The sequence below is a fragment of the Virgibacillus alimentarius genome, from assembly GCF_017874635.1.
Lineage (GTDB): Bacteria > Bacillota > Bacilli > Bacillales > Amphibacillaceae > Virgibacillus_B > Virgibacillus_B alimentarius.
Genome location: NZ_JAGIKX010000038.1, coordinates 1 through 25021, shown reverse-complemented (window position 1 = coordinate 25021; position 25021 = coordinate 1). Strand labels below are relative to the sequence as shown.

The window sequence follows — 25021 nt, the reverse complement described above, 5'->3', positions numbered from 1 at the left end:
TGAAGGGTAACGGAGTTACGCTCAAAGTGCTATTAGGTAGATTGAAAATAATTAATAAGAAAATATTTAAGACTAAACATATTATACGAGGGGGAGGATCGATGATGAAAAAAGGAATTGGACACTATAATATTGGGGATTCATTCGAAGATTTTATGTTAATAAAGGAAGCTACAAAGGGTGTTGCAAGTAATGGAAAACCTTTCTTGACCTTGATATTGCGAGATGTTACTGGAGAAATTGACGCGAAACTCTGGGATGCTTCAAAAGATGACGAGGAGACATTTATAGCAGAGCAGATTATTAAATTGAAAGGGGAAGTTAATCAATTTCGTGGAAGAGCACAGTTGAAAATTTTCTCTATTCGGCCGGCAAACCCTGCGGATGGTGTACAAGTTTCTGATTTTATCGAAAAGGCTCCAGTTAAGAAAGAAGTATTAATGGAGAAAATAACAGAAGCGATTTTCGAAATGCAAAATCCTTCTATACAACGTATCGTAAGGGCATTTGTTACCAAATATCAGGAAGCATTGTTAACTTATCCAGCAGCTTCCAAAAATCATCATGAATATGTATCAGGCTTAGCGCACCATATCGTTAGTATGCTTTCAATTGCGAAAGAATTACATATTCTTTACCCAAAACTTAATAAAGATTTGCTCTATGCGGGAATTATTTTACATGATCTTGGCAAATTAAAAGAACTATCCGGTGTAGTATCCACAACATACACACTAGAAGGGAAATTGTTAGGCCATATTTCCATGATGGTAGAAGAAATTGGGCAAATTGCAAAAGAGCTCCAAGTTGAGGGAGAAGAAGTGGTCATTCTGCAGCATCTAGTATTAAGCCATCACGGTAAAGCAGAATGGGGAAGTCCGAAGCCGCCCTTGGTCAGGGAAGCGGAAGTATTGCATTTGATTGATTTAATTGATGCAAAAATGAATATACTTAATAGAGCCTTGGATAAAGTAAATCCAGGTGAGTTTACTGCACGCTTATTTGCTATGGATAATCGATCATTTTATAAGCCATTATTCGAGGAAAACTAGGTGATAGTCATTTTTTTATCTCTTTGTTCATATAAATGAAGTAGATATTATTGGACAAGGGAGGCTTAAAGATGATTGTAGGAGTGCCTTGGTGGGTTTTTTTAATGATTCTTTTCATCTTTTTTAGTGGATATATGGCTTTTCGGGCAATACGTGCTGAAAAGAAGCTTGAACAACAATTTATTGAAAGTGAAGGCAAAGTCTATATGGACCGTCTGGAAGAAGCACGAAAAAAACAAAAGGATCGACAATTATAAATATATATAAAAGAAGCTGTTGCAAACTTTACAGGTGCAACAGCTTTATCCTTTATCCCTATTGTTTTTGTGGACTATCTTTTTTGAACATATCTTTATACTCTTCAATCTGTACGTTGATGTCAGCATCTTCGAGTAGGTTGGTTATTTTTTCTTGAGCTTCCATTGGATCGATTTTCTCTGAAATCAACTCACGACGTATGTCATCTTTATTCTCTTTAAGAGAGCCGATGTCTTCTTCACTTTCACGCTTATCATTTACTTTGATGATGTGAAAACCAAATTGAGTTTGGATAGGGTCGCTAACTTCGCCTTTTTTCATGCTGTATGCTGCATCTTCAAAGGCTGGGTCCATTTCACCTACAGAAAAATAGCCTAATTTTCCACCATCATCTTTATTAGATTCATCTGTTGAATACTCCTCGGCTAATTTTGCAAAGTCTTCTCCATCATCTAATTTTTTCTTAATTTCTTTTGCAGTCTTTTCATCTTCAACTAAAATGTGTTGAGCCTTGATTTCAGTTTTCATACGCTCATACTGTTTTTTGATTTCTTTATCTTTAATTTCCACATCTTCACTTAATGCAGCTTCTTGCAATAAACTTTCGCGAATTACCTTACGAAAAGCTTCTTCATCTTCAAAGCCTTGTTGTTGAAGTACCATTTCAAACTGATCTCCAAGTTCATCCTTAACTTTCTTTACCTCTTTATCAACTTCTTTATCTTTTACATCATATTTATCTTCTAGTACTTTCATTGTTACTAATTCATTTAATACTTGTTCTCCATGGCGATCTTTTAACTCCTCATAAAAGTCTTCCTTGGAGATATCTCCGGCTTTCGATTCAACCACGACATCTGGGTCAGAATCATTTGAGCCGCATGCAGCTAAACCGAGAAAACTTGCAGATAGTGTGACAGCTATTACTAATTTTTTCATCCACGAACACTCCTAATCTAATTGTATCCAATTCACTTAAACTAAAGATAAATATAACATACTTTCCTACTGAAAACACAGTATTATCAATTTCCCTTTTTCTTATTTTGCTCAACGTTCATGTAAGTTTATACCATTGCATTTAAAATTCGTAAATAAGAGGAAAAAAGGAGTATAAGAACCATTACGTTTACCATTCGAAAAGTTCCGGCTTGTTTTGACTTTTCCATTTCCAGTGCATGGCAAAGCTTATCTACGAGAAAGTTGAAAATAAGTAACACAAATACGGCGTAAATTGGAAAAAATGTCATCATGATAAACCCTCCTCAGATGAGAACGACAGAAGACCCCATTCATTTATAATCCGTAAATATTATACTTCCTTACTGTATCAAAGAATTTAAAATCTGAACAGGGAAAACAGATATAAAAAGGATCTGGTTTATTTTTACGCCAGATCCTCTAATTAAGCAGCTTTGTTTTGATAAATTCATAAAGTAAAAAAATAAAGATTACCTGGGTGCTTTGATCAATATATCAAAACCATTATTATCATTTTCAATAAAAGATTGCTTTGGAGCTTTCGCAATATATAATACATAAAGGAAATCTGTAAATGAAATTCCAATATGAACCGTTGTTAAAAGCAATAAATACACATAAAAGTCAGCAAGTAAATAGGTTGCGATCATACCCGGAATTGTAATGAATATTGTCGGCGCAAGCGCAACAAGGAGGGAGACTTTTTTAGAAACATATGCTTTTGTATAATAAGTTAATAAAGGTAGTGTTCTTTTCTTGCTTTTATTTTTATAAGTTACTTTTATTTTTTTATTTAGAATGAATAATGGTAAAATATGCATAAGTAAATGCATCAGTGGTAGTAAAATTATACCAAATATGAATAAAACAATTCCTGATTCGTTTAGCAGGACATTTTTATGAAGGATAGAAAACGGTACATAGAGTATTACAAACGCCATAAGACCAATTAATGATGAAATTAAATAAATACGTTTTAATCCAAATTCTTTGGTGATGTTAATAGACTTCCAACAAATCATTTTCAATCCCTCCATTATTGTTTTATACTTTGTAAATCCTTTAAGAATCATAGTATGTTTACAGCATAAAATCAATAGTTTTTTGCCATCTTTTTTCGACAAAATGAAAAGGGCTTTAAACCAAGGAGAGAAGCGGTTTAATGGTTTGTATAAAGTATGAATAAATTGGTGAAAAAGGAGGTATTAAAGTGAATAAATTAAACAAAGCTGAGACAACATCATTTCATGTAGAATTGTTATCTAAGTTGATTGATATTCATAATTACCCGTTCAGTAAAATGATTATTGAAAAAAACGTTACAAGGGAAGAATATAATGATTTATTTCGTATGTTAAATACGCTTGATAAGCAATATCGACGGCAAAAAAAAGAAGGATTATTAGATTTTACTATCCTCATCATTCATTTTGCTGGAATGCTTACTGAGAAATTAGACCCGAATCAAACCATTTATGCATTAAAAAAAGAAGGATATTATCCTTCTTTAATGAATGTATTCATCCAAATAATTGAGTTTAATGATATACGGTGATGGGCATGAGTTAGTCCTGTTTCATGTCTGTGAATAAAGATTCTATTTCATTATGAAATTCGATTAGTTCTTCCAAATAATTATTAATCGTAGCTAATTCCTCCTTTGACATAATCGGTTTGTTTATTTGTTTAACATTTTTATGGATTTCCGCTAGTGACATTTTTTGGAAATTTGTAGCATCTATCCACTTGTTAATATAAGAATTTACGAAGATCTTAAATAATTGTGTATTTGCTTTATATAAATCTTTACGAACCCCTCTTTTCCACACACGAGTGACTAGATTTAAGTTTGCTAAGTTGCGTATGCTATTGCTCATCGCCGTTTTACTTTTCCCCAACGCTTCACTCATCTCATCTAATGTTAATGGCTTTTCCTCTAAATATAGATATGTAAATAATCGAGCTTCTGCGGGAGTTAAATCAAACATTTCAATTGTCTTAGAAAATTCCACAATAATCTTGTTCGTTATTTCAGTTTTGTTTTCGAACATAAAAAGCCTCCTAAAAAGCCTTGCTATATAAAGGTTACACTAAAAACGTTTATATGAAAAATTACGTATAAAGTATTAAATAGGAGTAAAATAAAGAAAAAAGGAGTATATACCAATTAAAGTTTGTACAGTTTAAACTGTACGTATAAAATATACAAAATTCGTCATATATAAAGTTTGTAAAGTATTGATGAAAAGATGTATAGTAACATAGTACAGTGATTGTTCGGATCTAATGATAGTCTGTAAATATGAGTTTTTCTCTCGCTCTATATGTGCATATAAGTTTATGTAATCTTTATTAGGACTCATTCGTGCTTCATTAGGAACATGACAATAATCCCAAAAGGAATGGAAGAGGTGAAAGCTTTGCCAGTAATAGAAGTTAAAAATCTATCTAAAGTATTTGGTAGAAATACGAGGCAAACATTAAAGCTTTTGGATGAAGGCTTATCAAAAAGTGAAATTTTAGAACAAACAGGGAATACGGTTGGGGTCAATCGTGCTTCTTTTTCTGTAGATGCTGGAGAAATATTCGTTATTATGGGATTATCCGGCAGTGGTAAATCTACATTAATTCGCCTAGTTAATCGACTAATCGAGCCTACAGAAGGAAATATTTATATCGATGGAGACGACTTATCCAAAATGGATAAAAAATCGCTGCGTAAAGTTCGTAGAGAAAAATTAAGTATGGTCTTCCAAAAATTTGCTTTATTCCCGCATAGAACAATTTTAGAGAATGCCGAGTACGGTTTGGAAATTCAAAATGTACCAAAGGAAGAAAGACAGAAAAAAGCAAAAGATGCATTAGAAATGGTAGGTTTAGGCGGATATTTACATCAAGCTCCAGGTCAACTATCTGGCGGGATGCAGCAGCGTGTCGGGTTAGCTCGAGCTTTAGCAAATGATCCAGAGGTTTTATTAATGGATGAAGCATTCTCAGCACTTGATCCGCTAATCCGTAAAGAAATGCAGGATGAATTAATTGATTTACAAGCAAGCATGAAAAAAACAATTTTATTTATTACACACGATTTGGATGAAGCCTTACGTTTAGGCGATCGCATAGCACTTATGAAAGATGGGTCGATTGTTCAAATTGGAACTCCTGAAGAAATTCTAGTGAAACCTGCAAATGATTACGTTGAAAAATTCGTTGAAGACGTTGATCGCTCAAAGATTTTAACAGCACAACATATTATGAAACGTCCTGAAACGGTAAATATTGATCGTCATGGTCCGCGTGTAGCCTTGGAACGTATGCGTGCAGAAGGAATTTCTAGTATTCTAGTAGTTGACAGTCAACGAAACTTAAAAGGTTATGTGACAGCGGATGATGCACTAGACGCAAGAAATCAGGATATACGTGATTTAAATGAAATATTAAAAACAGATATCATACGTGTTAATAAAGATAAAGCAATGAATGATATCTTTAATATTATTCATGATTCAACTACTCCTGTAGCGGTTGTAGAAGATGAAAAACTATTGGGAATCATTGTTCGTGGAGCAGTTATAGCCGGACTAGCTGGAGAAGGAGAGGTGAATCTTGATGTTTGATAAACTATTAGACTTTGTACCGAGTATTCCGATTGCAGAAAAAACAGAGGTAGTTACAGATTGGTTAACGAGTACGTTTTCCTTCTTGTTCGATCCGCTGAAAGAGCATTTTGGGAACTTTATGGAATTTACTACAAATGCATTATTAGCAGTTCCTCCTGTTATTATCATTGTTATTGTTGCATTATTAGCATTCTTTATAACTGGAAAGAAGTTAGGTTTGGCAGTATTTTCTATTGTGGGCTTATGGTTAATTTACAATCAAGGATTTTGGGAACATTTGATTAGTACGTTTACGTTGGTATTAATTGCGAGTGTTCTTTCCGTAGTAATTGGTGTACCTGTTGGTATATTGATGTCTAAGAGCAAGATAGCGGAGGCAATTATTACTCCAATCCTTGACTTTATGCAAACAATGCCTGCTTTCGTTTATTTAATTCCAGCTGTAGCATTCTTTGGTATTGGAATGGTACCTGGTATATTTGCATCTCTGATTTTTGCGACCCCTCCTACAGTAAGGTTTACTAATTTGGGGATACGCCAGGTTTCTCAAGAGCTAGTAGAAGCTTCAGAGGCATTTGGTAGTACAGGTTCACAAAAGTTATTTAAAGTAGAACTTCCAATGGCAAAAGCAACGATTATGGCTGGAATCAATCAAACAGTTATGCTAGCTTTATCCATGGTTGTTATCGCATCTATGATTGGTGCTCCTGGGCTTGGAAGAGAAGTTCTATCATCATTGCAAAGAGCACAAGTAGGAACAGGATTCGTTGCTGGTATTGGTATTGTTATCTTGGCGATCATTATTGATCGATTTACACAACATGTGAATACAAAAAATAATTAAATTAATAATTATAACAAACAAACTTACGTTGGTATCTTTTCTTAAGGAAAAGTTTCCATAAATATTATACAAAAAAGGGGAGATTAGATTATGTTTAAATTTGGTTGGAAACGTCTAGCTGTTGCTGGTGGACTTTCCCTATCACTGATTGTTGCAGGATGTGGGTCCGATGACAGTGGTGAAACAGAAGACAAAGCATCAGATAATGGTGGAGATACAAACTATAGTGAGGAATTGGATTACGCAATCACTGGTATCGAGCCTGGTGCTGGGGTATTTAAAGCTTCAGAGAGAGCAGTAGAAGAATACGAAAATTTAGAAGGCTGGGAAGTAAAAGCATCTTCTAGTGGTGCGATGGCTACCGCACTAGGTGAAGCAATCAACAATGAAGAACCTATTATTGTAACAGGATGGACACCACATTGGAAGTTTGCTAAGTACGATATGCATTATTTAGATGATCCAAAAGAAGTCTATGGTGGAGAAGAAACAATCAACACCATGGTTCGTAAAGGACTTAAAGATGACGTTCCAGGCGCTTATAAAGTATTAGACCAGTTTAGCTGGAAAACAGAAGACATGGAAAAAGTAATGCTTGATATTACTGATGGTGCAGAACCTGAAAAGGCAGCTGCTGATTGGGTAAAGGAAAATGAAGATATGGTTTCTGAATGGACTGATGGCGCTGAAGAAGGTGACGGAGAAGAAATTGAATTAACAATGGTAGACTGGGACTCTACAGTAGCTTCTTCTAACGTAGTTAAGAAGGTTCTTGAGGATCTTGGTTATAAAGTTACATTAACACCAATTGATAATGCTATTATGTGGAAATCAGTTGCAGAAGGAGATGCTGACGGATTTCTTGCTGGATGGCTTCCAGTAACACATGGTGATCTATATGAAGAATACAAAGATGACTTAGAAGACCTTGGACCAAGCTTAGAAGGTGCAAAAATTGGATTAGCTGTTCCAGATTATATGGACATCGAATCCATAGAAGACCTTGAGCCAGCTAAATAAATTTTAAAAGAAGTAAAGGTTGATTTAATCTTCCTTTACTTTTTTTGGTAAATGAGGAAGTGAAAAAATTGTTAGGTAAAAGACTAGCTTTTATTACACTAATGATTCTTGTATTAATATTCGCAGGATGTAGCTCAAAAAACGGCGATAAAAATGATCATAACTCAAATGAAGAAAACTATAGTAATGCAGTTAAATTTACAATTACTGGTATTGAACCAGGAGCTGGGATCACTGTTACTACAGAGGAAGCATTAGAAAGTTATGATAATCTACATGGATGGACGCTTGAACAATCTTCGACAACTGCAATGGCTTCGGAATTAGACCGTGCCATGAAGAATGAAGAACCAATCATTATTACAGGCTGGAATCCACACTGGACATTTGCGAAATATCCCGATATGAAATATCTAAAAGATCCAAAAGGCGTTTATGGTGAAGAGGAAGTAATTAAAACATTGGCACGTAAAGGTTTAAAAGATGATAAACCAAATGCCTTTAAACTAATTGATCAGTTTAATTGGGAAGTAGAAGATATGGAGAAAATAATGTTAGAATCTCATGAGACTGGAGACGACATTAGTGAATCGGCAAAACGTTGGGTGGAAGATAATCCGAAAAAGATAGCTGAGTGGACGGAAGGTGTCGATGATGTGGATGGAGAAGAAATTGAATTAGCTTCAACTCAATGGGACTCTGAATTATCATCTACCTATGTAGTAGCAGAGGTATTAGAGCAAAAGGGGTTTGAAGTAACAGTAACTCCAGTTGATTTAGCAGTTATGTACGAAGCGGTAGCAAACGGTGATGCTGATGCTACGCTTGCGGTATGGATGCCGATTACAACGAAAGAATTTTATGATAAATATGAAGATGATTTTGATGATCTAGGCGTTAATTTAGAAGGTGCAAAGATCGGGCTAGTAGTACCAGACTATATGGACATCGAATCCATTGAAGACCTTGAGCCGGTTAAATAAAAACAATTCATGGTGTATGTAAGCATGTGCATTGCGCTTTCATACACCATTTTTATATTGTGTATTATAAATAGATATCAATATAGCTATTTTCTAATCTGATAATACACCAGGACATTCCTGAACGAAATGCCCTGGTTGCGCATTATTATTTGTTTACCTTATCTTCCAGCTCTTTTAAACTCGTTTCGATATGCTCAAGATATTCCTGTATATTATCTTTATGTGGTTCTACAGCTTCTTGCCATTCCTCAACAGATTTTTTCATTTCATGCGTTAAATTTTTCATTAATATAGTTCCTTCTTTGGAGGCTTCAGCAATCTGCTCTCTTAGGTTGAGGCCCTCCTGTTTCATGTTTTCTAACATATCTTTCCATTCTAGTCCTTGTCTCTTGACTAATCCGCGAAAATCTTTCCCAGATGAAGGTGTGCTAAGGAGTGTTGCTGATGCGCCAATAGCCCCCCCAAACAGAATTCCAAGTAAAAGTGACTTTCCTTTTGCCATATGAATACGCTCCTTTTAAGTCTTTATTATATGTATCACACCAAAAGTTTATTGAAACGTTGACGGATAACCATTTTGTGTAAAAAACCTCTGACTTTTTGCCAGAGGCTTTTCAAAACGAACAATGAAAGGTCTTTTATCTATTATAACAAAAATAGAGTTAAATAAAAAGAAAAAATATTCAGATAGGCACCATGTTTACAGGTAATTAATTATCTGAAAGCTCTTTGCTAATTTCTTTTGCCATTTGCTGTAAATTCTCTAAAGAATATTCATCTGTATGATTTTCTCCTTTAAAGGAAAATCCATCATCTTCATACCTCGGAATAATGTGAATATGTAAGTGGAATATGACCTGTCCTGCACCTTTTTCGTTATTATTTAGTAAATTAATACCTACTGGCTGATATGTTTCTTTAATAGCATTAGCAATCCGAGGGATGCGAGCAAATAACTCTCCTGCAACTTCTGGAGGTGTATCATATAAATCTTTCGTATGTTTTTTCGGTATAACAAGCGTATGTCCTTTTGTTACTTGACTAATGTCAAGGAAAGCATAAACATGTTCATCTTCGTATACTTTAGCGGAAGGCATTTCGCCATTGATAATTTTACAAAAAATACAATCTTGATGATCCATTATCTTCAGCACTCCTATCGATTATTTTCCTTTATTGTATATAGAAGTGTACCTTTCTGTAAAGCGTTCTGACCCCTATATAAAACAAGCAGGCCGTCCGTTTTTGGGACTAGCCTGCTCTAGAAGAGAAGGGGTCGATAAAAAACATCTAACGTTGGGGACTTCGTAATACTTCGTTAAATCGCTTTAACTAGATTACAAAAACCTTTTTGTCAGTATCTCAGTCTGTTACTGAGATTATACCCTGGCAAAAGGGTTTTATATCATTAGAGTTTCCATCGGAGACACCTCATTTTGTGTTATACACGAAATTAAAGGGCTTTAAATCACTAAAGTTGCGATCGGAAACACCTCATTTGTGTTTAGACACGAAATTATAGTGTGTTGCTTCCTTCTCTTCTATACCTATTATGGTCCAAGGATAATAATTTTATACATATTATTTGTCGAAAATAGGATAACGGTTTATTTTGGCATTACTCCATAAAAATGATAACATAAATAAAAGTGTTGAACTTGTCGAGTATGAACGGGAGGAAAACTTGTGGATCCTTTGTTACATATTAATGAACTTTATGGTGGATATACCCATAAAAATGTATTGCATGGTATTTCTTTTGATGTTTACCCTAAGGAAATTGTAGGTTTAATTGGTTTGAATGGTGCAGGGAAAAGCACAACCATTAAACATATTATTGGTTTGATGGAAGCGAAAAAAGGAACTGTTTCTATAAATGGAAAAACGTTTCGAGAAAACCCAACATCCTATCGTAATCAAATGGCATATATTCCTGAGATGCCAATTCTTTATGATGAATTAACATTGTACGAACATCTCCGTTTAACAGCGATGGCGTATGATGTGCCTGAAACAGTTTTTGAACAACGATTGGAGCCTTTGTTAAAAGAATTCCGTATGGAAAAGCAACTAAAATGGTTTCCTGTTCATTTTTCCAAAGGGATGCGTCAAAAGGTAATGATTATGTGCGCGTTTTTAATCGAACCACCCATATATATTGTAGATGAGCCTTTCGTTGGTTTGGATCCGCTAGGGATTCAATCTTACCTGCAATTAATGGATGAAATGAAAGAAAAAGGTTCGGGCGTCCTTATGTCAACTCATATTTTGGCTACTGCGGAAAAATACTGTGACCGATTTGTTATTTTGCACGAAGGAAAAATAAGAGCACTAGGTACACTAGACGAATTGCGCCAAAATTTTAATATGCCTGGTGCAAACTTAGATGACTTATATGTGCAATTAACGAAGGAAGATAGCCATGTTTGATTCACATGCTTTTTTTAAAGAGCGATTTTCTGCCCATTTAAGAGAAACAAGCAGGTATCTTCGATATATACTTAATGGGCATATCGCTGTTGCAATGTTATTTTTTATATCGGCGCTTGCTTTTTATTATCAGCAATGGCTCATGCAACTGCCAGCAAACTTTCCAACTGCGTGGATTATAGGAATAGTGTTAGGACTGTTAGTAAGTTATAGTCCAGTGCGAACTTTATTAAAAGAACCTGATTTAGTATTTTTAATTGCAGCCGAACATAAAATGGGGGCCTATTTCCGGGATGCACTTATTTATAGCTTTGTCATTCAATTATACCTAATCTTTATTGCTGTGGCCGCTTTTGGACCATTGTATTTTGCTGCGTATCCTGAAAGGGAAGGGTATACTTATTTACTTACACTTGCTATTGTCCTTATCTTTAAGGTCTGGAATTTAATTGCAAATTGGTGGATGCTCAAGATAAGGGATAAGGGTACGCGTCAGTGGGATCACATCGTACGGCTAGCAGTAAATATTAGTGTTTTCTATTTTCTTATTGAAGGCAGCATGCTTTTAGCAGCAATAACGACTGTATTATTTATAGCCTTGTTCTTATATGATTTAAATCGATCACGAAAGGAAGCGGGAATTAAATGGGACTTATTAGTGGAAAAAGATCAGCAGCGTATGCAGACGTTTTATCGCTTTGCTAATCTGTTTACAGACGTCCCCCGATTAAAAAACAGAGTGAAAAAGCGTTATTGGCTTGTTTCTTTCGTTGATAAACTCCCATTTAAACAACAGCTTACCTATGATTATCTATATCGTATAACATTTATTCGCAGTGGAGATTACTTAGGAATGTATGTTAGGCTGATCGTGATCGGTGGATTATTTATTTATTATGTACCTAATATATGGATGAAATTATTATTCGCTTTACTGTTTTTATACATGAGCAGTTTCCAAATGGTGACTCTGTACAACCATCATCGTACAGTTGTATGGTTAGATCTTTATCCTGTTAAACGGGACTTGCGTCAAAAAGCGCTGATGAAATGGCTGCTCCATTTAGCGATTATTCAAACTGTTGTATTTTCGCTTGTCTTTATAGTAGCAGGAAACTATATGGGTTCCATACTCACTATCGTTGGTGGAACAGTTTTTGATTTTCTATTTATTTACGGATATGTTAAGAAAAAACTTTTGCACAAATAAAATCCTCCTTCACAAAATGACTAGTCATTTTGTGAAGGAGGATTTATTTATGTTCTTCCTGATAGTCAAAATACGCCTGGATTAATGTTTTAGCTGCAATAGGCAAAGCGCGTTCATCAATATCAAATTTAGGATGGTGGTGCGGGAACTCATGATTTTCTATTTGTGCTCCAGTAAAAAAATAAGCACCAGGTCGTTCCATCATATAATAAGCAAAATCTTCCCCAGCCATCTCCGGAATAATTTCTTCGGCTTTATGAATTTCAGGTATCTTATTGGCGGATTGCAGCACTAGGTCTGCTTCTTTTTCATGATTAATAAGTGGAGGATAACCATCGTTATAGTTTAGGGTATAGGTTGCATCGTTACCTATACATACCCCTTTAATAATTGTTTCCATTTCTTTTTTCACTTGCTTTTGAACATCTTTACGAAGATAACGGACGGTTCCGGTTAATCTTGCTTTATCGGCGATAATATTAAAAGCATCCCCAGCCTCAAACACACCGATTGTGATGACAGCTGTGGCTAAGGGATCAATACGTCTGCTGACAATTTTTTGTAACTCTGACACGACCTGAGAACCAATCACAATTGCATCTTTTGTATGATGTGGTTGTGCACCATGTCCTCCTTGTCCCTGGATAATAATTTCAAAATCATCAGCACCAGCCATGAAAGCATTTTTTGAGGTTTGCAGTACACCTAAAGGAGTTGTCGCCCATAAATGTGTTCCAAATATAGCATCAACTTCATTCAGTGCCCCGGCTTCGATCATTGGTTTTGCTCCTCCTGGCACTTGCTCTTCTGCATATTGATGCAGGAATTTAATTGTACCAGGTAATTCTGATTGAAATGGCTGTATTGCTTTAGCAAGTGTCAGGAGGACTGCCGTATGTCCATCATGGCCACATGCATGCATAACGCCATCTATTTTGGATTTATATGGAACATCATTTTCTTCTTGAATGGGAAGAGCGTCAAAGTCAGCTCTTAAAGCAATTGTTTTACCAGGTTTTCCACCTTTTAATGTGGCAATAACACCATTGCCTCCAAATTTTTCTTGGTAGGGGATGCCTAATTTTTCGTAAAAGTCACTAATGAATGTAGCAGTTTCTATTTCATGAAAGGAAAGTTCTGGATATTGATGCAGATACCTGCGTATGTCAACCATTTCCGAATACAATTCATCAATTGCTCTATGTATATCTTTTATCAAAAAAATCCCTCCCTCTGTTTGAATTATATCATTTTTTAGATAATATGTAATAATTAAAAGAGGATAGTATCAAATTACTATCCTCTAGTTTGATTGAAGTGAGTTTTTAAGCGAATGCTGGATCTTGCAGTATACGCTCTACTTCTTGTTTATGATTTGTTTCATCTGCGATCAAATCTTCCAATTTTACTCCAAGTTCTGTATATCCTAATGCATCTGCTTGTTGTTTTCTTTTCTTATAACGTTCGATTGTGTCTGTTTCGGCTTTAAGTGTAGCCTCAAGAAGGTCTTTTACATCTGTTGGTTGCTCTACTTCTGCAGCTTTTGTTGTCGGGGTGCCACCTAAAGCACTGATTTTCTCTGACAAATATAAAGCATGACCCAGTTCTTCTGAAATTTCGCTTTCAAAAAATGGCTTCAGTGCAGGTCGATATAAACCAGAAACAACAGCTGCACTATAAGTGTATTGGATCGCTGCCCCGTATTCATGAGCTAAGTCTACATTTAAACCATCGATTAGTTCTTGTAATTCTTGATTCATCGTCTATCCCAACCTTTTTGTTTTATCGTTATATAATACAATTCCCTATTTTTTTCTTTTAAAACTTTTTTAGGTTATTATTTTAGGGAGGAGGTATTGTTCATGTCAAAAAAAAGACTTTATAGTATTCTCTTTTTATGTGTATTTACCTTTATTATAATGACCAATTGGTTTGTTCAAATCATAAATGGAAAAATGCCATATCTCGATCAATGGACAAGGGCACTTGTAGACACACTGGCTGATACGAATATATTTATGGTTTCTCGCTGGATTACTGAATTAGGTTCTGCATCTTTTTTAGTACCCTTTACGTTACTAATGAGTATTTGTTTTTGGTGGCTGTTTCACGAATGGATAACTCCGCTACTGTTTGCTTTGGGTACCTTGATTAGTCATTATATGAATGTCATCATTAAGATGCTGGTTTCTAGGGAACGGCCTCGTATTTTCACTGAAGCAAATGCTGAAGGTTATAGTTTCCCTTCCGGACACGCAATGATTTCTCTTGTTTGCTATGGCTTGTTTACCTATTTTATTACAGAAAAAATAAGTTCCAAGAAATTGAAACTTTGTGTAAACCTGGCTTCAGCAATACTCATTTTTATAATTGGTATGAGCAGGTTTATTATTAATGTCCATTATTTGACAGATGTATTAACAGGATTTATGTTTGGTTTCATCATGCTTATAGTTATTATTTATATTCATAAGTATGTTGTGCACAGGTTTTTGAATAAGCAAATGTAAAAAGAGGACGGCCTTGTAGCAATTAATGTTCCCGAGACACCCTTATGATTATTTATTGATCTGGATCAATCATCTGATAACTCGTAATAAATGGACGTTCGAGAAAATATGCAGGTGGTTTGGTTGTTTTCTCCTGATGCGCTTTGGCAAATTGGTCCGATTTTTTCCAGTTTTCGAAATCTTGTTCTGAAGCCCATTGTGTTAAAACAATATACGTGTTCCCTTTAGCAGGCGAAAGTAAGCGGAACGCCTGAAATCCAGGCATTGTTTCGACTCCATTTTGACGATTTTTAAAACGATCTTCAAAGACTGGGTGTTCTTCTTCGGCAACAGGTATATTATTCATAACAATAAATCCTTTATCTTGTATATCTCCCTTAGAAGTTAGTACGTTATAAGTTCGTCCAGATGAAAAAACATTTTTATGATTACCTTCATAGTATACGACAGTACTTGTACCATTGTTCATAAAATAAAAATGTATATTAGGGTGTTTTTTATTAAGGCTTTTTAAAAAGTTTAATGTTCCATTTGTCATAAAAGCTTTCAATGTATGATCCCCCTTTCAATTGATTTCACTATCCATCATACCCTATTGTATGTCCAGTTAGCCAAAATTTTTACTTATTTATAATTAATATTAAAAAATAATTAGTATTTATTTCTTTTAGATTGAAGAAATATGTCGTATAATATATAACGATGATTGGATTACAATCATGCCTGAGGTGAACAAATGAACGAAAATTATCGAAGTCGTAAAGAACGATTATTCTCTATGTCTCAGAAATTGAAAAAGCCGCTATTTATTATGGGCTTTATCGTAGTTCTCGGGTTAATAGGCTACGGGCTGATTTTATTTGGAGGCAAACTCGTAGTTAACCAAGAAGATCTGGTTTTAGACACAACAACAACCATCGAAACAGCTGATGGAAAAGTGATAAGCAAACTATATAATGAAAATCGCATACCCGTTTCTATTGATGATATACCAGAACATGTGAAAAATGCTTTTATTTCCATAGAAGACAGGCGTTTTTATAAACATGCCGGGGTTGATTTCAAATCCGTTATGCGCGCTATTTATCGGGATATTATTGCATTTCAAAAAGTGGAAGGGGCAAGTACACTAACCCAGCAACTTGCAAAAAATTTATTTCTAACGAATGATAAAACATGGACACGAAAGGCTAAGGAAGTAATGGCAGCTGTCTATTTAGAACGACAGCTTCCGAAAGAACGCATTTTGGAATTGTATTTAAATCAAATGTATTTTGGACAAGGTCTTTATGGTGTCGAAGCAGCATCCCAAAAATTTTTTTCTAAGTCTGTCAAAGATTTATCCATTGATGAAGGAGCATTGTTAGCAGGATTGGCAAAAGCACCAAATGGATATTCACCAATAAAATACCCTGAGAAAGCATTACAAAGGAGAAATATTGTGCTGCAATCCATGGAAAACACCGACATCCTAACTACAGAAGAGCGCCTGCATGAACAAGGAAAGACATTAGGCTTAGACATACAGGAAGAGGAAACAAAACCTTGGGTTGACAGTTATACGGATTTAGTAATGAAAGAAGCTGCAGAGGAATATAAATTGTCGATTGATGAATTAAAACGAGGCGGCTATCGCATTGTTGTTAATTTGGATGATACAATTCAACAAATTGCTTACAATGAATTTAAAAATGACGATTATTTCCCAGGAAATACAACAGATGTCGAAGGTGCTTTTGTCATGTTAGATCAAAAAAGTGGAGAAATTATCGCAGCGGTTGGTGGTCGGGATTACCATTTAGGAGAATTAAATCGCGTAACTGTTAAACGCCAGCCAGGGTCGACAATGAAACCTATTGCTGTTTATGGACCTGCATTGGAGACAGGAGATTATCATCCTTATTCTTTAATACGAGATGAAAAAATTAATTATGATGGATACACAGTAGCGAATTTTAATCACCAATATGAGGGAGCAATTTCCATCTATGAATCACTTAAAGAATCTAAAAATGCTTCTACCGTATGGCTGCTTGATCAAATAGGTATTAATTATTCAAAAAGTTATCTTAAAAAAATGCAACTGGATATTCCAGATAAAGGGCTAGGAATTGGGTTAGGCGGTTTGTCAGAGGGACTATCACCTTTGAGCATGGCAAGTAGTTATCGAACTTTTGCACATGACGGGAAATATATCAATGCCTACACAATAAGTGAAATTTATGACAAAAATAATGAATTGATAGGAGAAGCGGAACCGTCTGAAAAGAAAGTATTTAGCCCGCAAGTATCCTGGAATATGACAGAGATACTCACAAGTACGGTGGAAAGCGGTACTGCAAGCGCTGGTAGTTATCCAAAAGCGCTCGCAGGGAAAACTGGTTCAACAGAACATCCTTTCGTGGAAGGAGAAAATAAAGATATTTGGTTTGTTGGATATACTCCTGAATACGTAAGTGCTTTATGGATGGGCTATGATAAGTCGGATAAAGAACACTATTTAACGGGGGGCAGTGAATATCCGACACAGCTGACAAAGAAAATTTTATCAGAAATTGACAATAACTACTCCCTTGAGGCTTCATTTTCAAAGCCTGAAAATGTCGAGGCGTTACAAGAACCGATCGACTTGCCAAAAGTATCCAATCTCCATGCAGAATATACATTCGGCGGGTTTAAGTTAGTTAAGGGAAAGTTAACATGGTCTGGTTCGAATGATGATCGGGTTATCTATCGTATTTATCGCGAAAAAGATGGAGTAAATGAACGTGTTGGAGAAGTAGAAGGGAAGACAGAATATGAAATAAAAGATCTCTCTTTTTTGCAATCAAATAGATATTATGTCGTCCCTTATGACCCGTTAACAAAGCTAGAGGGAGAACGGTCTGAATCAGTTGAATTTTCCGTGTAAAGTATCATGCCGCGCTATCAGAGAAAAAACGCGTAATTTAGACAAATTCATGACAAACATGAACGTTTACTATACAGAATGAATAGAAATCGATATAGTTAATTTTAGCGATAAAGAACGTAAAAAAGGGTGGATGGAATGTCAAAAAAAATCAATGATACAATTATTCGAGCATATAAGGGGGAAACAACAAATTATACCCCTGCATGGTATATGCGTCAGGCGGGCAGATCCCAACCAGAATATTTAAAGCTGAAGGAAAAATACTCTTTATTTGAAATTACGCATCAGCCAGAACTAGGTGCTTATGTTACTAGGCTGCCAGTAGAAAATTATAATCTAGATGCTGCTATTCTGTACAAGGACATCATGACACCTTTACCTGCAATCGGGATAGATGTCGAAATTAAATCAGGGATTGGACCAGTTATTGATAATCCAATACAAAACATTCAGGATATAGAGAAATTGGGTAAGCTTAATCCAAAAGCAGATATTTCCTATGTGTTGGATACGATACGTCTTTTAACAGAGGAACAGCTTGAGGTTCCATTAATTGGTTTTAGCGGGGCACCTTTTACATTAGCAAGTTATATGATTGAAGGAGGACCATCGAAAAATTACAGCAAAACCAAAGCATTCATGTATCGTGATCCTGATGTGTGGTTTGCATTAATGGATAAATTGGCAGACATGATTATTACTTATGTGAAATCACAAGTGGAAGCGGGTGTCAGTGCAGTACAAATTTTTGATTCATGGGTCGGTTCTTTAAATGTTTCAGACTATCAAGTATTCATTAAACCGATTATGACAAAAATTTTCACTGAGCTTCAAAAGGAAAATGTTCCACTTATTTTATTCGGTGTTGGTGCAAGGCATTTACTACTAGAATGGAATGACTTACCTGTGGATGTTATTGGATTAGACTGGAGAACGACAATTAATGAAGCACGAAAAATGGGAGTAACTAAGGTGCTACAAGGAAATCTTGATCCTGCTATTCTTTTAGCAGATTGGGAAACAATTGAGACACGCACAAAAGCCATTTTAGATGATGGTATGAAGAATGGTGGACATGTCTTTAATCTTGGACATGGAGTGACACCTGATATAAAGCCAGAAACGCTTAAAAAATTAACAGAGCTAATTCACAGCTATTCCAAACGATAAATGAAAACTTATACAGTAGGAGTGTTGAAAAATGGGAAGAAAAAAAATTGGATTACTTGTAATGGCATATGGTACACCTTACAAGGAGGAGGATATTGAGCGTTATTATACGCATATTAGGCATGGAAGAAAACCATCCGAAGAGGCACTCCAGGATCTTACTGACAGGTACAAGGCAATTGGTGGCATTTCCCCTTTAGCGCAGATCACGAAGGAACAAGCGCAAGCATTAGAAACAAAATTGAATGAGCTGCAGGATGCGTATCAATTTAACATGTATATTGGTCTAAAACATATTGAGCCATTTATTGAAGATGCTGTCAAACAGATGGCTAAGGACGGTATAGAACAAGCTATATCCCTTGTACTGGCACCACATTATTCAACATTCAGTGTGAAATCCTATAATCAGCGGGCAGCTGATGAAGCCAAAAAGTACGGAAAGACAACAATTACGTCAGTTGAAAGCTGGTATGATGAGCCAGGGTTTATTCATTACTGGGCGGAGCAAATTAACTCAACATATAAACAGATGACGGCTGAAGAGAGAGAAAAAGCAGTTTTAATCGTATCTGCACATAGTTTACCGGAGAAGATTTTACAAGGCGGGGATCCTTATGTTGAACAATTAAATGAAACAGCGAAACTTATTTCTGAAGAAACAGGAATTAAGAACTATGAAGTTGGATGGCAAAGTGAAGGAAATACCCCTGACCCATGGATCGGACCAGATGTTCAAGATTTAACACGTGATTTATTTGAACAAAAGGGATACCGTACCTTTGTTTATGCACCTGTAGGATTTGTAGCTGATCACTTAGAAGTGCTGTACGATAATGATTATGAGTGCAAAGTTGTTTGTGATGAGATCGGTGCAAGTTACTACCGGCCAGAAATGCCAAACTCCCATCCGCAATTTATTGAAACACTGGCACGCGTCGTTTTAAAAAAGGTGAGTGATCTGTAATGAATAATACTAGAAATATTGTGATTGTAGGTGGCGGAATAACAGGCTTATCCGCTGCCTATTATTTACAAAAGGAAATTAAACAAAAAAATCTGCCCTATACAGTAAAATTAGTAGAGGCAGGTGACCACTTAGGCGGAAAAATTCAAACTGTTAAAAAAGACGGTTTTACAATCGAGCGAGGACCAGACTCATTTTTAGAAAGAAAAAAATCTGCTGGGAAACTAGCTGAAGAACTAGGTATGACAGATCAATTAGTTCGAAATGGTACAGGACAGGCTTATATTTTAGTGCGAAATAAATTACATAAAATGCCGAAAGGTTCTTATATGGGTGTCCCCACACAAATGAAACCGTTTTTATTTTCAAGCTTATTATCGTTACCAGGGAAACTAAGGACTACTTTGGACTTTTTTATACCGAAAAGCAAAGAAAAAGATGATCAATCACTTGGTTCCTTCTTTCGACGTCGATTTGGAAATGAATTAGTTGAAAATCTTTTGGAACCATTACTATCCGGAATTTATTCGGGGGATATTGACAAGATGAGCCTAATGGCTACATTTCCAAACTTTCATGAATTAGAGCAAACCCATCGCAGTCTTATCAAAGGTTTACGAACAACGATGCCGGAACGAAAAAGAAATACCGGAAAGAAGTCAGGACAATTCCTTGCTTTTAAAAATGGATTTGAATCTGTGGTTGATGAACTAAAACGACGTCTGAATAAAGAAAACATTATTTCCTTAAACAAAGTATTAGATCATGTCGAGAAAAAAGAGCAGGGATACCATCTTCTTTTGAGTAATGGAGAAGTGTATAAAGCGGATACAGTCATTATGGCAACACCGCATTCAGCTCTGCCAAAAGTGTTTAGTCAATATGATATTTTTAAAAAGTTTCATGATATTCCGATGTCGTCTGTTGCTAACGTAGCACTTGCTTTTGATCAATCAGCCATTAAGAAAGATGTGAACGGCACGGGCTTTGTCGTTTCACGCAACAGTAACTTCCGCATTACCGCTTGCACTTGGACACATAAAAAGTGGCCACATACAACGCCTGAAGGTAAAGTATTATTACGCTGTTATGTTGGGAAACCAAATGATCAAGAAATCGTTGGTTTTTCAGATGAGCAAATTACCAATATTGTCTTAAAAGATTTAAAGAAAACGTTGAAGATTAAAGGGGAACCAGCGTTTACAGTTGTTACCCGCTGGAAAAATGTAATGCCACAATATACAGTAGGACATACGGAACGTATTGCTAAGGTTCGCCAAGAAATGAGTGAGCAATTACCTGGTGTATTTTTAGCAGGTAGCTCCTACGAAGGTGTAGGCATACCGGACTGCATTACTCAAGGGGAACAAGCAGTGGAAAATGTACTTGCTTTTCTGCAGAAAAAGGCTTGAAAGGAACTAATAAGTCCTCTTTAAGGGTAAGGATTTGGCATTAAAATATGGAGAAACTATAGCAGAGTATTTTTCTATGATCGATTAGTGAGATACCTAGAGTGTTAGAGACCGATCATGGTTGAAATAGTTTTTATCAAGTGCATGAGTATTCGAACCCAGTCAGCGAAGCAAGAAACGTTCCTTCATCAAGAAGAATGAGTGCCTAAACGCAGTCGTTCACCAAAAAATCCATCATTCGATTAAGAGTAGATTTTGGATATACAAAGAAGCGCATAATCTGTCACGCACGCTGCACAGTTTATTTCGAATAGCAACATGAGAATGGTACTCTCATGTTGCTATTCCTAGTTGCATGAAAAGATCCTTATTTTATTGCGATGTGAATTTCAGTTTTTCCATTGGGATAATATTTTTCAAAATCAAAGGTATAAGCTCGGTTTAATATTCCTTCTTCTTCTAAATCCCAAATCTTACTCCAGGTTTTAAATATTCCTTGTTCATCATTTGTATCAGCATCGTATATTCTGTAAATTTCTGTATTTGGTATTTCTATAACGGGCTGGTCTTCGCTTGCTTTATCGCTTTCAATAGCAACACCTAGTGAATAATCTCCTTTATAATCACTCTCATAATCATAGTAAACACCATATGTAGTATCATGGTGTTGTGTCAGCTCGTGTGAAGCTTCTTCCCACATCGCCTTAATTTTAATCATGACTTCCTTATCATAAAAATTATTTGTCCGAATACTTGTAATCAAATTTAACTCCATGGTGCTCGCTCCCTAGTAAATTTGTACGTTTCATGCAAAGCTTTTTTCTAGTTCATCTATTAAAGAACCAACGTATGATACAGTATTCCTAATAACATCTGGTTTAGACATATCTATATCAGCCTGGCGGATAAGTTCAAGCGGTTTCATTGTACTTCCAGCTTTTAGTATATTTAACCATTGGTCAATAGCAGACTGTCCTTCTTTTTTGATCTTCTCGGCCATGGCGGTCGAAACAGTTAAACCGGCTGAATAAGTATATGGATACAATCCCATATAATAATGGGGCTGGCGCATCCAAGTAAGACTTGCTCCATTATCAATTTTTACTGTATTTCCCCAGAAGTTTTCCAGTGTTTCTCTTTTTTGGTCTGATAAAACGCTAGCAGTTAACGGGGTTCCTGCCTCGGCCAATTTGTAAACACGGCGCTGAAATTCTCCTTCTAGTAAGTGTGTAACAAAGTTATGGTAGTAAGTTCCAAGCAGCTGATTAATTACCCATCGTCTCATACGTTTGTCGTCTGTTTTTTCTAGTAAATGATCTGCGAGCAATAATTCATTAAGTGTAGAAGGTGCTTCTACAAAGTAAGTTGATGGGCGTGTATTAAATAGTGATTGATTTTTACCTGCGAGATAAAAATGTCCCGCATGTCCAAGTTCATGTGCCAAAACAAAAGCGCCACGCATGGTATCTGTCCATGTTATTAAGATATACGGGTGTACACCATATGGACTAGAACAAAATGCCCCAGTAGATTTGCCAACGTTATCCGCTCGGTCTACCCAACGTTCATTCATTCCTTTTTTTATAATGTTACTATACTCCGTTCCCATTACTTGGAGAGCATCTAAAATAATAGACGTTGCTTCTTGATAAGTTGTTGTTGGGTTAAAATCCGGATCAAGCGGTGCTTGTAAATCACAGAAACGCATTTCATCTAAATGAAGTTGTTTTTTTATTAGTTTTGCATACCTGCGCATATGTGGTGCTAATTCCTTTTGAATGATATCTAGTTGTTGATGATACATGTCCTGTGTAACCTGTTGTGGCAAGAGAAGCATATCTGTAACAGAATCATAGGAGCGTAGGCGAGACATCGTGACTTGTTTCGTTACTTCTGTTGCATATGTTGCAGCATAAGTATTTTCATATTTTTTTAAAGTATTTGTAAAAGATTGATAAGCCTTTCTGCGTAGATCCGTGTTTGACGATAATTCATAACGATCCTCATAAAGTGAAAAAGACATTGGCAGATCATTTCCATCTTTATCTCTGATCGGATCGAACTCCATATCAGATGATTTACTGCGTTCATAAATCATATATGGAGCTTCATGAACTTCACTTAGTGTAGCTAGTGCTTCTTCTAATTCCGGGCTTAATGTATAAGGCTTTTTCTCAACAATCGCTTTAAGTATTTTTTGATAGTTTTTTAATTGGGGCTGTTCTGTAATAAACTGATCAATTGTTTCTGTTGAAAGTGTTAATAATTCTGTTTTAATAAAAGACAAGTTGGCACCTATGCTAGCTAAGACACCGGATACTTTTATAGAATCCCTCTGATTTTTAGGATCCGCTCCATCAGCATTAGCTCGTAAATTAGCAAATGTTGCAACACGGATAACTCTTTGTTCGAATTTTTCAGCTGCTATAAGACAATTTAATAATGTATCCGCATTTTCTCCTAACTTTCCTTTATAATAGGTAACCTCACTTATGTCTGTTTGAATTGTATTCCATTCACTTTCCCATTCTTCTGTTGATGTAAATAAATCACTCAGGTCCCATGTTTGTTCTTTTGGTACTTCTGATCTTTTCCAGCGTGTATTACTCATCGTAGGCCTCCTCGTATATTATTATTAACTAGTTTTTTACTAGTTTCTTAAATCGTTATATCTTTCAAGGTATAATGTATTTAATCAGATAGAGGTTGTCGTCACCCTCCTTGAAGCATTGTCTTCGTTAAAAAGACTGACACCTCTTTCTTTATAGAACTATTCGAATGAGCTGGATGACACATCCGTTGTCGTATATCGAACGAGGTTGGATATCTATAGAGATAAGAGGATTCCTCCCATCTGATAAATAATGCATTAGGTGGTGTTCTCGATGTTTTATATTGGTATTGATATTGGTAAATGTCATCATGAAGTTGGTTTGATTAATGATAAAGGGAATCACGTAGGTAAAACCCTTCGTTTCGCTAACTCCAAAGATGGGAGTGAAAAGTTATTACAATTTATCAACCAATACAATCTAACACCAGATAACTCAGTTGTAGGGCTTGAAGCCACTGGACATTACTGGTTATCAATATTCTCATACCTTCACAAACTTGGATTTAAAACAACTGTCTTTAATCCATTACAATCAGACGCTTTACGCTATTTTTATATTCGTAAAACAAAAACAGATGTGAGTGATGCTTATCTTATTGCCCAGGTCATTCGAATTGATTCACCTGACGAAACCCCTTTTCTTGAAGATGATTTACTTGAGTTAAGACATCTTGAACGTCTGCGTTTTTCTTTTGTAGACCAATGTTCAGACTTAAAGCGTAAGGTCATTTCATTATTGGATCAAGTTTTCCCAGAGTATGAAAAAATCTTCTCTGATGTCTTTGGGATGTCTTCAACAGAAGTGTTATTGCATTCCCCTTTGCCTGAAGACTTACTTAACATTGATACCAAAAAGCTAGCTGATTTATTAAACCAAGTAAGTAAAGGCCGTTACGGCGAATCAAGGGCTCTTACAAAAGCCAAACAAATTCAAAAAAGTGCTTTAAATTCTTTTGGCATCACCGTTGGTTCAGATGTGTTCAAGTTACAAATTAAACTTCTATTAGAACAAATCAAGCTTATTGAAGAGCAC

The 25021-nt window shown here is 35.7% G+C and carries 26 protein-coding genes; 15 read left to right on the top strand and 11 right to left on the bottom strand.

Annotation, left to right across the window (positions count from 1 at the left end; translation table 11 throughout):
• Positions 1–104: 104 nt before the first annotated feature.
• Together yhaM and J2Z81_RS13925 are read left to right on the top strand one after the other, a co-directional pair.
• The gene (yhaM, locus tag J2Z81_RS13930) at positions 105–1052 is read left to right on the top strand and encodes a 3'-5' exoribonuclease YhaM (RefSeq protein ID WP_029270859.1); all 948 of its coding nucleotides are present in this window, start codon (positions 105–107) and stop codon (positions 1050–1052) included.
• A gap of 71 nt (positions 1053–1123) precedes the next feature.
• Positions 1124–1309 (top strand): sporulation YhaL family protein, encoded by a 186-nt coding sequence (locus tag J2Z81_RS13925; protein WP_029270861.1) that lies wholly within the window; start codon positions 1124–1126, stop codon positions 1307–1309.
• Positions 1310–1367: 58 nt separating this feature from the next.
• Here J2Z81_RS13925 and J2Z81_RS13920 read toward each other — a convergent pair whose 3' ends face one another.
• The 3 genes from J2Z81_RS13920 to J2Z81_RS13910 all read right to left on the bottom strand — a co-directional run bounded on the left by J2Z81_RS13920 (position 1368) and on the right by J2Z81_RS13910 (position 3313).
• Complete coding sequence (locus J2Z81_RS13920) at positions 1368–2249, bottom strand: peptidylprolyl isomerase (RefSeq protein WP_029270863.1); 882 nt, start codon at positions 2247–2249, stop codon at positions 1368–1370.
• A 128-nt stretch (positions 2250–2377) separates the two neighbouring features.
• On the bottom strand, positions 2378–2563 hold the full coding sequence (locus J2Z81_RS13915) for a hypothetical protein (RefSeq protein ID WP_029270864.1): 186 nt from the start codon (positions 2561–2563) through the stop codon (positions 2378–2380).
• Between the two features lie 198 nt (positions 2564–2761).
• Positions 2762–3313 carry a DUF3267 domain-containing protein gene (locus J2Z81_RS13910; protein WP_029270866.1) on the bottom strand — a complete coding sequence of 184 codons (552 nt, stop codon included), beginning with the start codon at positions 3311–3313 and terminating at the stop codon, positions 2762–2764.
• A gap of 188 nt (positions 3314–3501) precedes the next feature.
• Here J2Z81_RS13910 and J2Z81_RS13905 point away from each other — a divergent pair, with 188 nt between their 5' ends.
• Complete coding sequence (locus tag J2Z81_RS13905) at positions 3502–3846, top strand: DUF1878 family protein (protein WP_029270868.1); 345 nt, start codon at positions 3502–3504, stop codon at positions 3844–3846.
• Positions 3847–3856: 10 nt separating this feature from the next.
• Here the strand turns inward: J2Z81_RS13905 and J2Z81_RS13900 are convergent, their stop codons facing one another.
• A complete protein-coding gene (locus tag J2Z81_RS13900; protein WP_029270870.1) occupies positions 3857–4342 on the bottom strand; it encodes a GbsR/MarR family transcriptional regulator in 486 nt (161 codons plus the stop codon).
• Positions 4343–4711: 369 nt separating this feature from the next.
• Here J2Z81_RS13900 and J2Z81_RS13895 point away from each other — a divergent pair, with 369 nt between their 5' ends.
• The 4 genes from J2Z81_RS13895 (at position 4712) to J2Z81_RS13880 (ending at position 8758) form a co-directional block, all read left to right on the top strand.
• The gene (locus tag J2Z81_RS13895; protein WP_029270872.1) at positions 4712–5908 is read left to right on the top strand and encodes a quaternary amine ABC transporter ATP-binding protein; all 1197 of its coding nucleotides are present in this window, start codon (positions 4712–4714) and stop codon (positions 5906–5908) included.
• Entirely contained in the window at positions 5901–6755 is an 855-nt protein-coding gene (locus J2Z81_RS13890) for an ABC transporter permease (RefSeq protein ID WP_029270874.1), read from the top strand. Before J2Z81_RS13895 ends, J2Z81_RS13890 begins: the two co-directional genes overlap by 8 nt.
• Before the next feature lie 90 nt (positions 6756–6845).
• Positions 6846–7775 (top strand): glycine betaine ABC transporter substrate-binding protein, encoded by a 930-nt coding sequence (locus tag J2Z81_RS13885; protein ID WP_029270876.1) that lies wholly within the window; start codon positions 6846–6848, stop codon positions 7773–7775.
• A 59-nt stretch (positions 7776–7834) separates the two neighbouring features.
• Entirely contained in the window at positions 7835–8758 is a 924-nt protein-coding gene (locus tag J2Z81_RS13880) for a glycine betaine ABC transporter substrate-binding protein (protein WP_038221288.1), read from the top strand.
• A gap of 148 nt (positions 8759–8906) precedes the next feature.
• Here J2Z81_RS13880 and J2Z81_RS13875 read toward each other — a convergent pair whose 3' ends face one another.
• Together J2Z81_RS13875 and J2Z81_RS13870 are read right to left on the bottom strand one after the other, a co-directional pair.
• Positions 8907–9263 (bottom strand): YtxH domain-containing protein, encoded by a 357-nt coding sequence (locus J2Z81_RS13875; RefSeq protein WP_029270880.1) that lies wholly within the window; start codon positions 9261–9263, stop codon positions 8907–8909.
• Positions 9264–9471: 208 nt separating this feature from the next.
• On the bottom strand, positions 9472–9903 hold the full coding sequence (locus J2Z81_RS13870; protein WP_029270881.1) for an HIT family protein: 432 nt from the start codon (positions 9901–9903) through the stop codon (positions 9472–9474).
• 544 nt (positions 9904–10447) lie between these two features.
• Here J2Z81_RS13870 and J2Z81_RS13865 point away from each other — a divergent pair.
• The gene (locus J2Z81_RS13865; protein WP_029270883.1) at positions 10448–11191 is read left to right on the top strand and encodes an ABC transporter ATP-binding protein; all 744 of its coding nucleotides are present in this window, start codon (positions 10448–10450) and stop codon (positions 11189–11191) included.
• Entirely contained in the window at positions 11184–12401 is a 1218-nt protein-coding gene (locus J2Z81_RS13860; protein WP_029270885.1) for an ABC transporter permease, read from the top strand. The genes J2Z81_RS13865 and J2Z81_RS13860 overlap by 8 nt, the downstream gene beginning before the upstream one ends.
• 43 nt (positions 12402–12444) lie before the next feature.
• On the opposite strand, the gene J2Z81_RS13855 is transcribed toward J2Z81_RS13860, so the two are convergent.
• Together J2Z81_RS13855 and J2Z81_RS13850 are read right to left on the bottom strand one after the other, a co-directional pair.
• Positions 12445–13620 carry a M20 family metallopeptidase gene (locus J2Z81_RS13855; RefSeq protein ID WP_319023846.1) on the bottom strand — a complete coding sequence of 392 codons (1176 nt, stop codon included), beginning with the start codon at positions 13618–13620 and terminating at the stop codon, positions 12445–12447.
• Between the two features lie 106 nt (positions 13621–13726).
• Positions 13727–14161, bottom strand: a complete 435-nt coding sequence (locus J2Z81_RS13850; RefSeq protein WP_029270499.1) for a ferritin-like domain-containing protein — start codon at positions 14159–14161, stop codon at positions 13727–13729.
• A 102-nt stretch (positions 14162–14263) separates the two neighbouring features.
• Here J2Z81_RS13850 and J2Z81_RS13845 point away from each other — a divergent pair, with 102 nt between their 5' ends.
• Positions 14264–14911: a phosphatase PAP2 family protein gene (locus J2Z81_RS13845; protein WP_226371610.1), complete on the top strand. Its 648-nt coding sequence runs from the start codon at positions 14264–14266 to the stop codon at positions 14909–14911.
• A gap of 52 nt (positions 14912–14963) precedes the next feature.
• Here J2Z81_RS13845 and J2Z81_RS13840 read toward each other — a convergent pair whose 3' ends face one another.
• Complete coding sequence (locus tag J2Z81_RS13840) at positions 14964–15461, bottom strand: antibiotic biosynthesis monooxygenase family protein (protein ID WP_029270503.1); 498 nt, start codon at positions 15459–15461, stop codon at positions 14964–14966.
• A 186-nt stretch (positions 15462–15647) separates the two neighbouring features.
• Between J2Z81_RS13840 and J2Z81_RS13835 the strand changes: the two genes are divergently transcribed.
• The 4 genes from J2Z81_RS13835 (at position 15648) to hemY (ending at position 21374) form a co-directional block, all read left to right on the top strand.
• Positions 15648–17822, top strand: a complete 2175-nt coding sequence (locus tag J2Z81_RS13835; protein WP_226371609.1) for a transglycosylase domain-containing protein — start codon at positions 15648–15650, stop codon at positions 17820–17822.
• Positions 17823–17960: 138 nt separating this feature from the next.
• Positions 17961–18995, top strand: a complete 1035-nt coding sequence (gene hemE / locus J2Z81_RS13830; protein WP_029270507.1) for a uroporphyrinogen decarboxylase — start codon at positions 17961–17963, stop codon at positions 18993–18995.
• 31 nt (positions 18996–19026) lie between these two features.
• Positions 19027–19962, top strand: coding sequence for a ferrochelatase (gene hemH / locus J2Z81_RS13825; RefSeq protein ID WP_226371608.1), 936 nt, complete (start codon positions 19027–19029; stop codon positions 19960–19962).
• Positions 19962–21374: a protoporphyrinogen oxidase gene (gene hemY / locus J2Z81_RS13820; RefSeq protein WP_226371607.1), complete on the top strand. Its 1413-nt coding sequence runs from the start codon at positions 19962–19964 to the stop codon at positions 21372–21374. The genes hemH and hemY overlap by 1 nt, the downstream gene beginning before the upstream one ends.
• A gap of 367 nt (positions 21375–21741) precedes the next feature.
• On the opposite strand, the gene J2Z81_RS13815 is transcribed toward hemY, so the two are convergent.
• Both J2Z81_RS13815 and pepF read right to left on the bottom strand, forming a co-directional pair.
• The gene (locus J2Z81_RS13815) at positions 21742–22149 is read right to left on the bottom strand and encodes a GyrI-like domain-containing protein (RefSeq protein WP_226371606.1); all 408 of its coding nucleotides are present in this window, start codon (positions 22147–22149) and stop codon (positions 21742–21744) included.
• A gap of 30 nt (positions 22150–22179) precedes the next feature.
• Complete coding sequence (gene pepF, locus J2Z81_RS13810) at positions 22180–23985, bottom strand: oligoendopeptidase F (RefSeq protein WP_029266961.1); 1806 nt, start codon at positions 23983–23985, stop codon at positions 22180–22182.
• A 274-nt stretch (positions 23986–24259) separates the two neighbouring features.
• On the opposite strand from pepF, the gene J2Z81_RS13805 reads away from it, so the two are divergent.
• Positions 24260–25021, top strand: a 762-nt coding sequence (locus J2Z81_RS13805; protein WP_226371605.1) for an IS110 family transposase, incomplete at its 3' end; no start/stop codon positions are given.

Bases quoted from the DNA above. Each gene is read 5' to 3' on its own strand.
- J2Z81_RS13815 (WP_226371606.1), bottom strand. From the start codon at position 22,149: ATGGAGTTAAATTTGATTACAAGTATTCGGACAAATAATTTTTATGAT.
- J2Z81_RS13870 (WP_029270881.1), bottom strand. From the start codon at position 9,903: ATGGATCATCAAGATTGTATTTTTTGTAAAATTATCAATGGCGAAATG.
- J2Z81_RS13910 (WP_029270866.1), bottom strand. From the start codon at position 3,313: ATGATTTGTTGGAAGTCTATTAACATCACCAAAGAATTTGGATTAAAA.
- yhaM (WP_029270859.1), top strand. From the start codon at position 105: ATGAAAAAAGGAATTGGACACTATAATATTGGGGATTCATTCGAAGAT.
- J2Z81_RS13885 (WP_029270876.1), top strand. From the start codon at position 6,846: ATGTTTAAATTTGGTTGGAAACGTCTAGCTGTTGCTGGTGGACTTTCC.
- hemH (WP_226371608.1), top strand. From the start codon at position 19,027: ATGGGAAGAAAAAAAATTGGATTACTTGTAATGGCATATGGTACACCT.
- J2Z81_RS13925 (WP_029270861.1), top strand. From the start codon at position 1,124: ATGATTGTAGGAGTGCCTTGGTGGGTTTTTTTAATGATTCTTTTCATC.
- J2Z81_RS13920 (WP_029270863.1), bottom strand. From the start codon at position 2,249: ATGAAAAAATTAGTAATAGCTGTCACACTATCTGCAAGTTTTCTCGGT.
- hemY (WP_226371607.1), top strand. From the start codon at position 19,962: ATGAATAATACTAGAAATATTGTGATTGTAGGTGGCGGAATAACAGGC.
- hemE (WP_029270507.1), top strand. From the start codon at position 17,961: ATGTCAAAAAAAATCAATGATACAATTATTCGAGCATATAAGGGGGAA.
- J2Z81_RS13850 (WP_029270499.1), bottom strand. From the start codon at position 14,161: ATGAATCAAGAATTACAAGAACTAATCGATGGTTTAAATGTAGACTTA.
- J2Z81_RS13860 (WP_029270885.1), top strand. From the start codon at position 11,184: ATGTTTGATTCACATGCTTTTTTTAAAGAGCGATTTTCTGCCCATTTA.
- J2Z81_RS13835 (WP_226371609.1), top strand. From the start codon at position 15,648: ATGAACGAAAATTATCGAAGTCGTAAAGAACGATTATTCTCTATGTCT.
- J2Z81_RS13900 (WP_029270870.1), bottom strand. From the start codon at position 4,342: ATGTTCGAAAACAAAACTGAAATAACGAACAAGATTATTGTGGAATTT.
- pepF (WP_029266961.1), bottom strand. From the start codon at position 23,985: ATGAGTAATACACGCTGGAAAAGATCAGAAGTACCAAAAGAACAAACA.
- J2Z81_RS13845 (WP_226371610.1), top strand. From the start codon at position 14,264: ATGTCAAAAAAAAGACTTTATAGTATTCTCTTTTTATGTGTATTTACC.
- J2Z81_RS13875 (WP_029270880.1), bottom strand. From the start codon at position 9,263: ATGGCAAAAGGAAAGTCACTTTTACTTGGAATTCTGTTTGGGGGGGCT.
- J2Z81_RS13890 (WP_029270874.1), top strand. From the start codon at position 5,901: ATGTTTGATAAACTATTAGACTTTGTACCGAGTATTCCGATTGCAGAA.
- J2Z81_RS13915 (WP_029270864.1), bottom strand. From the start codon at position 2,563: ATGATGACATTTTTTCCAATTTACGCCGTATTTGTGTTACTTATTTTC.